Here is a 12,315-nt window from a genome sequence, read left to right as displayed (position 1 = left end):
GTAGACTCGGCGGCACGATGCGCGCCGCGGGTGACGACACGCCGACACTGCCGGAGGATCCTGCGGCGCTGAGTGCGCTGTTGCTGGCAGCCTGGGCGGAACGTCAAGCGCGGCCTCGATGGGCCTGAAAGCCGCGCTTACAGCACAACCGTACCCGAGGGAATCACAACCGATTCCAGCGACTCAACTTCTTTCCGGAAGGGCTCTTAGATCGTCCTGGCCCAGGCAATCGAAAAGCCGCCGTAAATCGATCCTAGAACTGCCGAACGGGAAGGAACCGCTCAGGCATCAGGCGGTTTAGGAGCTTGACATCGGTTGGAAAGATGCGGCGCTATGCGCCTTTGCGCTGGTCCGGATCATCAGCAAGCTCTCGATTTGATGACGCCCAGAGCAGAGCTACAAAAGGAGAAGATCCGTGAAAGCTGTCGTGTACAACGGGCCCAAAGATGTTTCTGTCAATACCATCGATGATCCCAAGATCGAAAAGCCAACCGATGTTATCATCCGGCTGACCACGACCAACATTTGCGGGTCCGACCTTCACATGTACGAGGGCCGTACCAGCTTTGAGAAGGGCAGGGTCTTCGGTCACGAAAACCTTGGCGAGGTCATCGAAGTCGGCGCTGCCGTAGATCGTATCAAGAAGGGCGATCGCGTCTGCATGCCGTTCAACGTCGGTTGCGGGTTCTGCGAAAATTGCGAACGCGGTCTGACGGGTTTTTGCCTCACGACCAATCCTGGAACCGCCGGCGCAGCGTATGGCTTTGCCGAGATGGGGCCGTGGCAAGGCGGTCAGGCCGAGATGATGCGCGTACCTTATGCCGACTTCAATTGCCTGAAGCTGCCCGAGGACGCTGAGGAGAAGGAGGATGACTATGTCATGCTCTCCGACATCTTTCCGACGGGTTGGCATGGCGTCGAGTTGTCGGGTTTCTTGCCTGGTGAGAGTATCGCGATCTATGGGGCTGGTCCGGTCGGTTTGATGGCCGCGCACTCAGCCGAAATTCGCGGTGCCTCTCAGATCTTCGTGGTTGATTCTCACGACGACCGTTTGAAACTGGCCGAGGCGATGGGCGCGATTCCGATCGACATGCGCAAGGGCGATCCCGCCCAGCAGATCCTTGACGCGACCGGCGGCCTCGGGACCGACCGTGGGGTCGAGGCGGTAGGGTATCAGTGTTGCGATCGCCACGGCAAGGAGCGCAGCAATTACACGATGAACTGCCTCGTCAAAAGCACGAAGGCCACCGGCGGCATCGGCGTCGTCGGCGTGTTTATCGCGGAAGACCCGAATGCGCCCGACGATCTCCAGAAGGAAGGCAAGATTGCGTTCGACTTCGGCAACTTTTGGTTCAAGGGGCAGAAGATCGGCACCGGGCAATGTAATGTAAAGCATTATAACCGGCGGCTGATGAACCTCATTAAGCATGGCCGGGCCAATCCTGCTCAAATCATCTCGCACCGACTGCCGCTCGATCAGGCGCCAGACGCCTACAAGCATTTCGATGCGCGCGATGATGGATGGACGAAGGTCGTGCTCAAGCCGGGCATCTGACCTAAGGGCTTGTCAGCGGATAACTGCTCGATCTGACTTGTTGCGTGGGTGGATGGTGTAGTTCCATTCGCCGTGGAAGGCATGGCGGCTGATGTTGAGGGAGGCCATCTGCTCGTCGGAGACGGCAATACCCTTGGGGTAGTGGCTGGCGTCGAGCTCGCAGTGCACGGTCAGGCCGGTGGTTGTGGTGGTGGCGCTGATCAGGTCGACGATGACGCGATAGCTGACCAGCGGCGTGGCCCGCCAGTTCATGCTGATGAACGAGAAGAGGCGGTGCTCGATCGCATTCCACTTGCTGGTGCCTGGCGGCAGGTGGTGCACCTCGATGTCGAGCCCGATCTCGTCGGCCAGGCGCTTTAGCTCGTATTTCCACAGCCGCAGGCGCCAGCCGTTGCTGCCGCCGCCATCGGCAGTGACCACCAGGCGCTCGGCGGCGGGATAGCGGACTTGGCCGATCTGCTGCCACCAGCGGCGGATCGTCTGCACCGCGAGGGCAGCGGTGTCGTGATTCATCCCGACGCTGACCCAGCCCGCGTTGGCCGCCAGATCATAGAGACCGTAGGGCACCGCCCGGCCGAGTTCGGGCAACAGGAAGTCGTGCACCCGCACCTCCTCCGGATCGCCCTGCGGGCGCCACTCGCGGCCCGCGTTCTTGAAGTCGCCAACCAGTTCCTTCTTCTTGGTGTCCACCGAGATCACCGGCTGCCGCTCCGCCAGGGCCGCCTTCACGCTGGCCTGGATGTGGGCGAACTGCGCATCCCGTTCGGGATGCTCGCTGCCCTCCCGCGTCTTGCGGTTGGCTTGCAGGCTGAACTTCTCCTGGGCCAGCAACGTGCCCACCACCGTGCGGCTGACCGGATGGCCGCGCGCCGTCAGTTCCGTCGCCAGCCGCCGCAGGCTCTTGCAGGTCCAGCGCAAGGGCGACATCGGATCGCCCCGGGCCTCCGGTTCCACCAGCGACAGCAGCGCAGGCAACAGCCCAGGATCCCGCTCCACCGCTCCCTTGCCGCCGCCGCCCTGCCGGCGCACGCGGCCCAGCGGCAACCCATTCGACAGGTCCTTCAGGCCACGGCCGATCGTGCTCGCCGCCAGCCCCGTCGCCCGCGACACCGCAGCGATCCCGCCATAGCCCGCAGCACGGGCCTCCGATGCCGCCAGCAGGCGACGGCCGCGTTCGTCCAGGTGCGCCGATAATTCCAGAAAGCGCGCCTGGATCGCTTCAATGTCGATCATCCCAGCACGCTACGGCGCCACCCGCTGCGGGTGAATCCCCACCCACGATCGCAGCCCCAAACCCGATTCACTTATCGGCGGACGGACCCTTACCTCGGTCGTTCTGATCCATGCGGCACTTCATTGTGCCGGTCCCCGGTCAGACAAATTGGTGTCCGAAGAAACCGGGTGCAGTTCAACTGGGACACCCGCCATTGAAGCGCAGTGTGACCAACGTGTCAGCCACGGTGAGACGGGCCTTACAGCCACCCAACCGGCAGTTCGCCCCAACAGCGTCAATGGCAGCTTTGAAAACCCGAATTCCAGCAGCTTGCGACAATTGTGGCATGCCTCTCCTAACACGCGGGAAAGGCCAAGAACGCGTGTTAGCTGGTTGGAAGGGGCTGTTCCGGAAGGTTGAGCGTGCTCAGAAAGACACTGGCGCCGGAGGCGGCCGTGACCGGACCCTCACCTGCGGCGTTCCCTACTGGAACTGCTCAGCCGAGGCACCGGTGATACGCAATCCAACCCTGGCCCACACCCGGGCCCCGCGCGTCACACCGGACGCGCGCTCGCGCGCCAGGCTGGAGGCCATCGCCGACCTACTCGACAGCCGCTGGCATATCCCCGGGACCGGGATCCGCTTTGGGGCCGACGCGCTCCTGAGCTTGCTGCCCGGCCTCGGACCTATCGTCTCCACCACCATCCCAGCCTACTGATTTGGGCCTCGCGCCGCCTCGGGGTTTCGACCGGAACGGTGCTGCGCATGATCGGCAATGTTGGGCTCGACGCGTTGATCAGCGCGATCCCAGTGGCAGGTTCAGTCGGCGACGTGTTCTTCCGCGCCAACCGCCGCAACATGGCCCTGCTCCGGCAGCACATCGCACGGGATACCCAGTAGCCGGCCGGCAGCGGCCACCGGGCCAGGAAGCGCGGCCGCATCGATGCGATGCTCGGTGGTGTGCCCGGAACACATACAGTTTCGCCGCATTCGTGCCATGGGCCGCGTCCGCGGCTCGGCTGCGGAAAACCACCAAAAGGATCCCGGTGAGGGGGTCAATCGAGCGACCTTGAATCGGCTGGCTGTCCGACCGAATCGGACAGTGGGGGGTTAGGTATCACCCGGCCCGTTATCCCCAGGTGGCTGTTCCGGAGTGGGGGGAGAAGGATCGCCCATGGGGGGAGAAGGATCGAAATGCCGAGTCTTCCCGGGGGGAGAAGGATCAGACTCTACTAGTCTGAATTCAAATATCTTCGATTAGCCTGCGATACCTAACCCCCCATTGACGCTGTGGAGCCCTGAAGCGGAAGGTCGCCAACAGTGTAGAGGCGATTCCATGAGTGACGTGGACGGCGGCGTGCGGCGACTGGTAATGGTGCACGGTAGGGACCGTGCACGGGCCATGGTCGAGCCTGAACAGAAGGCACTCGTTGATATCGCTGCCGAAATTATGGGCGATGAGGACGGCCGCATAGGGATCACCTACACGGGATTCTGCCTCACCGGTCTACCGCACAAGCGCTTGCCCGATGACCAGGGCTGGGAAAAACGCGGCCATAGCGTCACGCTGCAGATCGAGCCTGGACGCAAGGGCGTCGGCACACCTGCGAGGTTCGTGGGCGTGCCATACGGCGCACGAGCCCGCATGATTCTCCTGTATCTGCAAACACAGGCGATCAAGACGGGATCGCGCGAGGTCGAGCTCGGGCGAAGTATGCGCGACTGGCTCGGACGCATGGGCCTGTCGTGGGGCGGCGAGACAGGCAGGGCTCTGCGCGAGCAGGCGACCCGGATCTCTGCCTGCAGCCTGAAATTTCAATGGGAAGGCGACACCGCTGCCGGTTGGGACAAAGGCGGCTTCGTCCGCTCGGGCCTCCGCTTTCACACGCGGGCGAACGATGAACGACAACCGACTCTCTGGGAAGACCGCGTCATCCTGGACGAGGTTTTCTACGAGGTGCTGCGGAAACATCCGGTTCCGCTGCGCGAGGCCGCGCTGAAGGAATTGGCCGACCGCAGCCTCAGCCTCGACATCTACATCTGGCTTGCCTACCGGCTACACACGCTGAAGAAGCCCACGCCCATTCGGTGGGCGGCGCTGCAAGAGCAGTTCGGCACTCAGACCAGCCTGCCGACGAATTTCCGGCGCGTCTTCAAGAAGGCGCTCGCTCCAGCGGTCGCGGCCTACACCGAGGGCCGGATCGAGTTTAACGACGACGCCGGACTGGTCCTCCACCCGTCCCCACCGCCGGTCGCGCCGCGGATCGTGGCAGTGGGGGGTTAGATATTGAAGAAGCTCCGATACCTAACCCCCCAGTCTGAGGCCCCGCGCTCATCACAAACCCAGCGTCCTTGTAGCGCTCTCGCTCAGTAGCTTGAGCCCGCCGGGTCGCTGGCCTGCCGCCGCTTTGGCAGCCAGCCCAAAGCGGTATCCAGAGACTGCCTAGGTGTTTGGTCCCGGGATGAGGTGGTGCGGGTTGATTTTGAAGATGTCTGGGTCTTTGGCCCAGGCATCGCAGATGGCCTGGAACGGGGTCTGCCATCGTAGAGCCTTGAGGTGCTTGGCGAAGTTGTAGGCCATGACAAAGGCCAGAACATGCGCCTTGAGGGCGTCGAGGTCTGGGTAGTGGAAGGCCTTGGTGGTGGCGTCCTTGATGGTGCGGTTCATCCGCTCGGCCTGGCCATTGGTCCACGGATGGTAGAGCTTGGTCAGGCGATGCTCGATGGCGTGCTCGGAGCAGACACGGTCGAAGATGTGGCCGCCGAAGACGGCCTCCATGGCGGCGTGGCGACCGCGGTTCTTCGGCAGATCGGCGAAGGCCATGCCGTTGTCGGTCAGCACGGTGTGGATTTGGTAGGGGAAGGCGCTGACCACCTCCCGGAGGAACGCCGCACCGTTCAGCTTCGTATTGGCGTCGAGGAAAGCGACGTGGGTGAACTTGGAGATCCTATCGACGGCGAGGAACATGAAGAGCTTGCCCTCGGCCAGGCGCAGTTCGCAGACGTCAATGTGGACGTAGCCGATGGCGGTTTCGGCGAAGCGTTTGCGCTTCGACGTCTTGTCGTCGTCCTGAGGCAGCCGGGAGATGCCATGACGGACCAGGCAGCGGTGCAGGGCACTACGGCTGAGTGACGGGATGGCCTCCCGCAGGCAGCCGAGGACATCGTCGAGGGGCAGCAGGGTGCGGCGCCGGAACTCGACCACGATCGCCTCCTCAGCCTCTGTGAGGACGCTGCTTCTGGGCTGACGCGGCCCCATGGGTGCATCGGCGGTGCCGGTCCGGCCCCGCCATTTCCGCACGGTCTTGGGGTTCAGGTGGTACTGGGCGGCCAGGGCGCGGCTTGGCGCTTGCGACGCTTGGTTGAACGTATACGTTCAACCGGCTCGAACTCGCGGCGTCGTGCGGGCTGAGCCGTGAAGACCTGCTGCCATAGGGCGTCCTCCTGCTCACGCGAGAACGCACCACCACACCCCGGGACTGCACACCTAGGCTCAGGGATGTTCCAGCTCTGCTTCCAACCTTGCGATCTCCTCTTCCAGCCTCGCCCGCTGCCGGCGCAGCTGGTCAAGACGGGCGCGGCGTTCATCCCTTCCGTCATCTCCCCTGCCCTTCCGGCGCCGCCACTCGATCAGCTCGGCACGCTTGAGCTCCGGCCGGATAAGGCCGTCCTGCTCAGCTTCTTGTAACAGTGGCGGTTCCAAGGTTGAGAGCAGGTAGATCGTCGAGTAAGCGCCTGGCAGGCGCTCCATGGGCACTAGTCCGGACATTGCCCAACGTGCAGCTTCGCGCAGCTGGTACGCCGTACGTGCTGAGAACGGGAGCTCCGCCTCAACCGCGGCCATGTATTCGCCGTGCGGCAGCACGTCCTTGGCCCTGATCAGCAGTTGGCCGATCTCGAGAAAGGCGCCTTGTGCCCTGCTCCAGAGCCGCGAAATTTCGGAGACGAACTCCTCCGCCCGTTGGGGCTCCGACTTCGCTGCCTTTAAAGCGTGAACCCGCGCGTCGCCCTCAATGAGAACGGGCGGCGGCGGGGCGTCAAGCTTAAGCCGCCGGGACACGTTTCTTCTCCTTCCCTGCGATTTGGCGCTTGGGCAGTTCGCGGCCCCACACCTTTCCGCGCACATAGCTCCAGACCGCCTGCATCTCATCCAAGCCGGCATGTCCCGGAACATCGACGAGGCCAAGACCCTTCGCTCCGGCACGGGCATAGTCGGTGCGGTCGGCGACTTCCACGGGGCAGAGCTCGCCCGCGTCGAGCAGGAAGGACTTCACGGCGTTGACGTTCACCCGCGGTTTGACGAAGTTAAGGACCGCGACGGCAGGGCGTTGCTCCTCTCGCAGGTGCTTTAAGAAGGGCGCGACTGATTCGGCGTCGTCGAACGTGGCGCGGGTCGGCACCACGACGAGGTCGGCACGGCCCAGCAGGGCTTGGAATGCCGCCGGTTGCGTTTCAATCGACGGCGGTGTGTCGATGAAGAGGGCGTCAAAGCCCTCCAGCTCGCCGTCGTCGAGGAGGGCGTCTGCCTCGGACCAAGCCACCTTGAAGTGCGGGATGGCTGGTACCGTTTTGGGCCTGCGCCGGCTCCAGATCGTCAGCGTTGCCTGTGGGTCGAGATCAGCCGTTACGACCCTCAATCCGCCATAGGCAGCAGCAGCAGCCAGATTGCGACACAGAGTGGTTTTCCCCACACCGCCCTTGCCGGCCGAAAACAGTAGACGTTTCATGTCGTCCCCCAACGACAGCCAATCACGACTGATACCTTTGACGGGCTAGGAGCCGCAACGACGAAGGACAGCAGAAAACTGACCGGTTAAACTTTTCGCCGCACCGTCGGCGAATTGCATGCCGAATGGCGAGGCAAAACTTGGCTTCAGCGACTAAATGGGAGCGGCGTTCGGAGCCAAAACAATTCCGACCGTGAGGCGTGCAATCCAGCAAGATGGCGATGAACTGCATCTCCGCCATCAACGTGAGGGGTCGGGCGCCGTTCACCCCGCGGGTCAGTAAGGATGGTGGCGACTGGACGCCGGCCGGACTGTCCTTCAACTAAGCTGTAATGTACCCTGCCTGTTCTTGGGAACAGTGTAGGAAAGTGCGCACCCGCCGCCGCGGACGATGGCAGCATCGGTCTCTATCGTAACATCCTAGCCCAGCGCGCCGTTGAGATGCTGAAGCCGGCTGCCAACGACGTCGCGAATCGGGGTGGCTTCCCGCTGCGAGACCAATCCCCCATCCACGATGCTGTCCAGGGCAGGCGAAGTCCTCTCGGCTGGGCTCCGCAAGTAATCGAGGGCTCGCCGCACAGCCGCCCGCATCCGCTCTCCGACTGCATAGCCGGCCAGCAGCTCCCAACCCTCACGGCGAATGCTGTCCCAACTTTCTGTGGGTCCAGTCGGCATGGCAAGGCAGGAGAGAAATGCTTGCAGGACTGTCTCCTACAGGATACAACCCGAGCATGACCGAGGTCCGCGCCACCGCCGTATTCGACGCATGGCTCCGAACCCTTCGATCCAGTACTGACCGGGCGATCATCGCCAAGCGGATTGCGCGACTAGCCCGAGGTCTCCTCGGCGACGTGGAGCCGGTGGGTAAGGGCGTGTCGGAGATGCGCATCCATCACGGGCCGGGGTACCGCATCTACTTCATCCGGCAGGGCAGCACGCTGGTCGTACTGCTTTGCGGCGGTGACAAAAGTTCACAAGACCGGGACATCATCCGGGCCAAGGAGATCGCGCAGGAGCTGGAAGGCTAGCTATGGCCATTGAAACCAAGACTTTCGACCCCGCAGAGTACCTAGACGACGAGGAGAGCCGTCTGGAGTACCTGCGCCAGTCCTTCGCCAGCGGTGACCCGGCTGACATCGCCGAGGGCCTTGGCACTGTGGCCCGCGCCATCGGCATGAGCCGCATCGCCAACGAAGCAGGGCTCGCCCGCCCGGCGCTCTATCGGTCGCTCGCCGAGGAGGGCAACCCATCGCTCGCCACAGTGGCGAAGGTGCTGAGCACCATGGGACTTCGACTGACTGTCGAGCCGGCGCGCCCCGATACGGCCTGAGTATGGGAGAACCCTACTGGAACTGCAGCGCCGATGTTTGGCTTGCGGGAAGCACGGTTATCACATGTGTGGATGCCCCCTGCGGGTCAAGGCGAATCCGTAGCGCTGGCATTGAGAGCACGGGTGCGGTCATGTGTCCGGCCTCGCGTGCGGCCGGTCTGACCGCGGGCCCCGATGAGCTGCGCGGGACGAGGGGCGATCAAGCCAGCGCGCTCCATGGCGCATTGTGATAATCGGCCTCTCTCGTCACCGGCTCGCCGGTCTCTCGCTGTCATCGCTCCTTCAGCACCTTGGCCTCCGCCGGGCGCGGCGCCCGGCGAGCTCGGACGCGGTCGCCTAGGCGGCGGCCGCGGATGGGTTGTAGCTTCCTCCCCGGGCCAGCAGGGCCCAGGCAATGCGGGCCATCTTGTTGGCCAGCGCCACGGCGGCAACCTTGAAGGGCCGCCGCGCCAGCAGGCGCGTTGCCCAGTCCGCCGCCTCCGGGCTGCGCCTGGCATGGCGCAGGCAGGTGGTGGCGCCGAGGACCAGCAGCCGGCGCAGCATGGAGTTGCCCTGCCTGGAGATCCGGCCCAGGCGCTCCTTGCCGCCGCTCGAGTGCGGCTTCGGGGTCAGGCCAAGCCAGGCGGCGAAGTGCCGCGCCGAGGCAAAGCCGTGCGGGTCGGGCACCAGCGCGGCCAGGGCTGTCGCGCCGATCGCGCCGATACCGGGGATGGTCGCCAGCCGCCGCGTGGTCTCGTTCTCACGCGCATGCCGGACCATGCGGCGGTCGAGACGTTCAATGCGGTCCTCCAACGCCTCAATCTGCGCCACCAACTCGCCCAGCGCCTCGCGCGCCAGGTCAGGCAACCGGGTATCGTCGTCGCGTACCAGCGCGATCAGCTCGGCGACCTTGCGGCCCTGCGCGGCCACGATGCCGTACTCGGCGAGATGGGAGCGCAGCGGATTGATGGCCTGGGTGCGCTGGCGGACCAGCAGGTCGCGGACCTTGAGCTCCACCAGGCCAGCCTGCTGTGCCTCGGTCTTGATGGGGACGAAACGCATGGTGGGGCGCGTCACCGCCTCGCAGATCGCCTCGGCGTCCGCCGCGTCGGTCTTACCCCGCTTGACATAGGCCTTCACGTAAGCCGGCGGCATCAGCCGCACCGTGTGGCCGAGGCGCGTGAGTTCGCGCGCCCAGTAGTGCGCCCCGCCGCAGGCCTCCATGCCGACCAGGGCCGGCGGCAGGGCGGCGAAGAACTCCAGCACCGCCGCTCGGCGCAGCTTGCGCCGCAGCACGACCTGGCCGGCGGCGTTGACGCCATGCACCTGCAGGACGTTCTTCGCCAGGTCGAGGCCGATCGTGGTAGCGTGCTCCATGGATGCCTCCTCTCCCTCGTGGTCAGGCTCAGCACCAACCACGCTATGGCACCTCGATGCCGCGGAGCAGGGGGCATCCACCTCATCAAGCCAAGACCCGCCCCGCGGGGTGCCGCCATGCTATCCTGGCCGCCTTTAGGGGTACGGCAGGGCAGGGGGTGCGGCTTCCGGGGCATGCCGGGCAGCACTAGGCGGGAGAACAAGGCCGAGCGGCTGCAGGCCATCCACCCTCCTTGTGGGGCTATGGCATCATTGCGCCCGCGTAGATCGACACCGCCACCAGCCCAGCCTCGATCGTCACGGCCAGCGCGGCGCGGTGCGCGTCGGTCAGCCGTGGCGGCTGGCCCGGCGCCTTACGGTCGATCAGGCCAGCCGGACCCTCGGCGTTGAACCGCGGCACCCAGTCGCGGACCATCTGCAGGTTGACGGCTGGAAGACATTGGCGACCATGCTTGCGGCCGCCAGCATCAAACGCGTCGGGGTGGAGGCGACCGGCGGATACGAACGTGGCGTCGCGGGACACCTCCGTAACCACGGCATCGCCGTCACGCTGCTGCAGCCGGCTCAGGTCAAAGCCTTCGGCAAGCTCCATCTCAAGCGCGCCAAGGCCGACCGCATCGACGCCGTGCTGATTGCCGCGTGCACCCAGGTTCTCGGTGACCAGGACAAGCTGCCTCCGGATCCTCGATTCGAAGCGCTGGGCGATCACCTCACCTACATCGAGCAAATCGAGGAGGATATCGCCCGCTTCAAAACACGATTGGAACACATCAGTGACAAGCGTATCCGGCGCAGCGTCGAGGCCGGCATCAGGCGCGAGCAGATGCGCCGACTGGTCGAGATGAAGCGCCTGGCAGCCGCCATTCGCGCTGGCGCGGGTGGGGCTGGAGGCCGGGCCGCTATCGCAGTGGCTCTATGCTGCAATGCGCGATGCCGGCCTGCCGGTCGAACTTCTCGAGACTCGACACGTGCGGGATGCATTCAAGGCGATGGCAGTCAAAACCGATCGGAAGGATGCGCGCGGCATTGCGCAGCTGATGCGGCTCGGTTGGTTCCGACCCGTGCACTGCAAGTCGGCACCCGCCCAGGAGACCCGCGTCTTGCTGTCCGCGAGGAAGCTGCTGCAGACGAAGCGGATCGATATGGAGATGAGCTTGCGCGGTCTGTTACGCGGCTTCGGGCTGAAGGTGGGGCCGACCACGGCTCGGAGTTTTACCGGACGGATCCGGGAACTGGTCGAGCGGCATCCGTGCCTGACGGCTGTCGCCGAGGCGTTGCTGGCTGCACGCGAGGTGCTCGGGGTGCAACTGGCCGGCCTCGAGAAGCGCCTGCGTGACGCCGCACGGAGCGGCGATAGAGCGCGGCTGCTGATGACCACGCCCGGCGTTGGCGTCATCGTGGCGCTCACTTTCGTCTCGGCCGTCGACGACCCCGCACGCTTTCGATCTTCGAAGGCAGTCGGTGCCCACTTCGGTCTAACGCCGCGGAAGTACCAGTCCGGGGAAACTGACTTGACCAGGCGTATATCGAAGGCCGGCGACGCTGGTGTCCGGGCGGCGCTCTACGAGGCGGCGAATACGATTCTCACTCGCGCCGTGAAAGGTTCGGCGCTCAAGAGCTGGGCGGCCCGCATCGCCGCCCGTGCAGGCGTGAAGAAGGCGAAGGTCGCCCTGGCGAGGAAGCTCGCCGTGGTGCTGCACAGGATGCTCGCGGACGGCAAGCCGTTCGTCGCCGATCGCGCTGCCCTGGCGGCATGAGGCAGAAGGAGAGATAGCGGGTTCGGGCGGGCAAGGCACCAACCGCCTGGAGCGAGGTCCCGTCTGGGTGCCAGACGAGGGGCATGAAGCTATGCGCGATCTAGGCTCAGGACTCATTGTCCGAGCCAGAAAGTGATGGTTGCGGCGAGAGCGATGGCGCTGAAGAAGGTGTGCGCGCATCGGTCATAGCGCATTGCAATGCGGCGCCAGTCCTTCAGTCTACCAAACATGATCTCGATGGTAAGCGCGGCTTTCAGGCCCATCGAGGCCGCGCTTGACGTTCAGCCCTTTTCGTCCGTGGCCCAGCACCACGGCATGAGTTCGTCGATGCGGCTGTTGGGCCAGCCGTTGACGAGGCGGGTCAGCAAGTCGGCGAG

General features: G+C 64.6%; 12 protein-coding genes and 4 pseudogenes. 8 read left to right on the top strand and 8 right to left on the bottom strand.

The annotated features are described in order from the left end of the window. Window positions 1-415: 415 nt before the first annotated feature. Complete coding sequence (locus tag DOO78_RS26125) at window positions 416-1,555, top strand: glutathione-independent formaldehyde dehydrogenase (RefSeq protein ID WP_111472815.1); 1,140 nt, start codon at window positions 416-418, stop codon at window positions 1,553-1,555. Between the two features lie 12 nt (window positions 1,556-1,567). On the opposite strand, the gene DOO78_RS26120 is transcribed toward DOO78_RS26125, so the two are convergent. Next, on the bottom strand, window positions 1,568-2,788 hold the full coding sequence (locus DOO78_RS26120) for an ISAzo13 family transposase (RefSeq protein WP_111472814.1): 1,221 nt from the start codon (window positions 2,786-2,788) through the stop codon (window positions 1,568-1,570). Window positions 2,789-2,898: 110 nt separating this feature from the next. Here DOO78_RS26120 and DOO78_RS28620 point away from each other — a divergent pair, with 110 nt between their 5' ends. From DOO78_RS28620 to DOO78_RS26110, 3 genes are all read left to right on the top strand, one after another. Then, on the top strand, window positions 2,899-3,486 hold the full coding sequence (locus DOO78_RS28620; RefSeq protein ID WP_408887593.1) for a DUF4112 domain-containing protein: 588 nt from the start codon (window positions 2,899-2,901) through the stop codon (window positions 3,484-3,486). Beyond that, complete coding sequence (locus DOO78_RS28645) at window positions 3,384-3,668, top strand: DUF4112 domain-containing protein (RefSeq protein WP_456310042.1); 285 nt, start codon at window positions 3,384-3,386, stop codon at window positions 3,666-3,668. Before DOO78_RS28620 ends, DOO78_RS28645 begins: the two co-directional genes overlap by 103 nt. A 436-nt stretch (window positions 3,669-4,104) precedes the next feature. Further along, the gene (locus tag DOO78_RS26110) at window positions 4,105-5,052 is read left to right on the top strand and encodes a replication protein RepA (RefSeq protein WP_111472813.1); all 948 of its coding nucleotides are present in this window, start codon (window positions 4,105-4,107) and stop codon (window positions 5,050-5,052) included. 159 nt (window positions 5,053-5,211) lie between these two features. Here DOO78_RS26110 and DOO78_RS26105 read toward each other — a convergent pair. The 3 genes and pseudogenes from DOO78_RS26105 to DOO78_RS26095 all read right to left on the bottom strand — a co-directional run bounded on the left by DOO78_RS26105 (window position 5,212) and on the right by DOO78_RS26095 (window position 7,495). Beyond that, window positions 5,212-6,201: pseudogene (locus DOO78_RS26105) on the bottom strand (IS481 family transposase). Window positions 6,202-6,261: 60 nt separating this feature from the next. After that, window positions 6,262-6,828 (bottom strand): DUF3102 domain-containing protein, encoded by a 567-nt coding sequence (locus DOO78_RS26100; RefSeq protein WP_165839097.1) that lies wholly within the window; start codon window positions 6,826-6,828, stop codon window positions 6,262-6,264. After that, entirely contained in the window at window positions 6,812-7,495 is a 684-nt protein-coding gene (locus DOO78_RS26095) for a ParA family protein (protein ID WP_128080167.1), read from the bottom strand. Before DOO78_RS26095 ends, DOO78_RS26100 begins: the two co-directional genes overlap by 17 nt. A 731-nt stretch (window positions 7,496-8,226) precedes the next feature. On the opposite strand from DOO78_RS26095, the gene DOO78_RS26090 reads away from it, so the two are divergent. Both DOO78_RS26090 and DOO78_RS26085 read left to right on the top strand, forming a co-directional pair. Further along, entirely contained in the window at window positions 8,227-8,523 is a 297-nt protein-coding gene (locus DOO78_RS26090) for a type II toxin-antitoxin system RelE/ParE family toxin (RefSeq protein ID WP_111472810.1), read from the top strand. 2 nt (window positions 8,524-8,525) lie between these two features. Continuing rightward, complete coding sequence (locus DOO78_RS26085; protein ID WP_111472809.1) at window positions 8,526-8,825, top strand: addiction module antidote protein; 300 nt, start codon at window positions 8,526-8,528, stop codon at window positions 8,823-8,825. 336 nt (window positions 8,826-9,161) lie between these two features. Here the strand turns inward: DOO78_RS26085 and DOO78_RS26080 are convergent, their stop codons facing one another. Both DOO78_RS26080 and DOO78_RS28550 read right to left on the bottom strand, forming a co-directional pair. Further along, window positions 9,162-10,181: an IS110 family RNA-guided transposase gene (locus DOO78_RS26080; RefSeq protein ID WP_111472808.1), complete on the bottom strand. Its 1,020-nt coding sequence runs from the start codon at window positions 10,179-10,181 to the stop codon at window positions 9,162-9,164. A 241-nt stretch (window positions 10,182-10,422) separates the two neighbouring features. Further along, complete coding sequence (locus DOO78_RS28550) at window positions 10,423-10,596, bottom strand: helix-turn-helix domain-containing protein (RefSeq protein ID WP_128080166.1); 174 nt, start codon at window positions 10,594-10,596, stop codon at window positions 10,423-10,425. Between the two features lie 33 nt (window positions 10,597-10,629). Between DOO78_RS28550 and DOO78_RS28615 the strand changes: the two are divergent. Together DOO78_RS28615 and DOO78_RS26070 are read left to right on the top strand one after the other, a co-directional pair. After that, window positions 10,630-10,890, top strand: a pseudogene (locus DOO78_RS28615) (IS110 family transposase); the annotation flags it as partial. Window positions 10,891-11,047: 157 nt separating this feature from the next. After that, window positions 11,048-11,938: pseudogene (locus DOO78_RS26070) on the top strand (IS110 family RNA-guided transposase); the annotation flags it as partial. A gap of 113 nt (window positions 11,939-12,051) precedes the next feature. Here the strand turns inward: DOO78_RS26070 and DOO78_RS26065 are convergent. Together DOO78_RS26065 and DOO78_RS26060 are read right to left on the bottom strand one after the other, a co-directional pair. Then, window positions 12,052-12,177: pseudogene (locus DOO78_RS26065) on the bottom strand (transposase); the annotation flags it as partial. Window positions 12,178-12,219: 42 nt separating this feature from the next. Then, the coding region (locus DOO78_RS26060) for a transposase domain-containing protein (RefSeq protein ID WP_133258034.1) at window positions 12,220-12,315 on the bottom strand (96 nt) is incomplete at its 5' end.

Source organism: Roseicella frigidaeris (genome assembly GCF_003258945.1).
Lineage (GTDB): Bacteria > Pseudomonadota > Alphaproteobacteria > Acetobacterales > Acetobacteraceae > Paracraurococcus > Paracraurococcus frigidaeris.
Note: the sequence above shows the minus strand (reverse complement) of the source record. Positions and strands in the feature narration are given on the sequence as shown.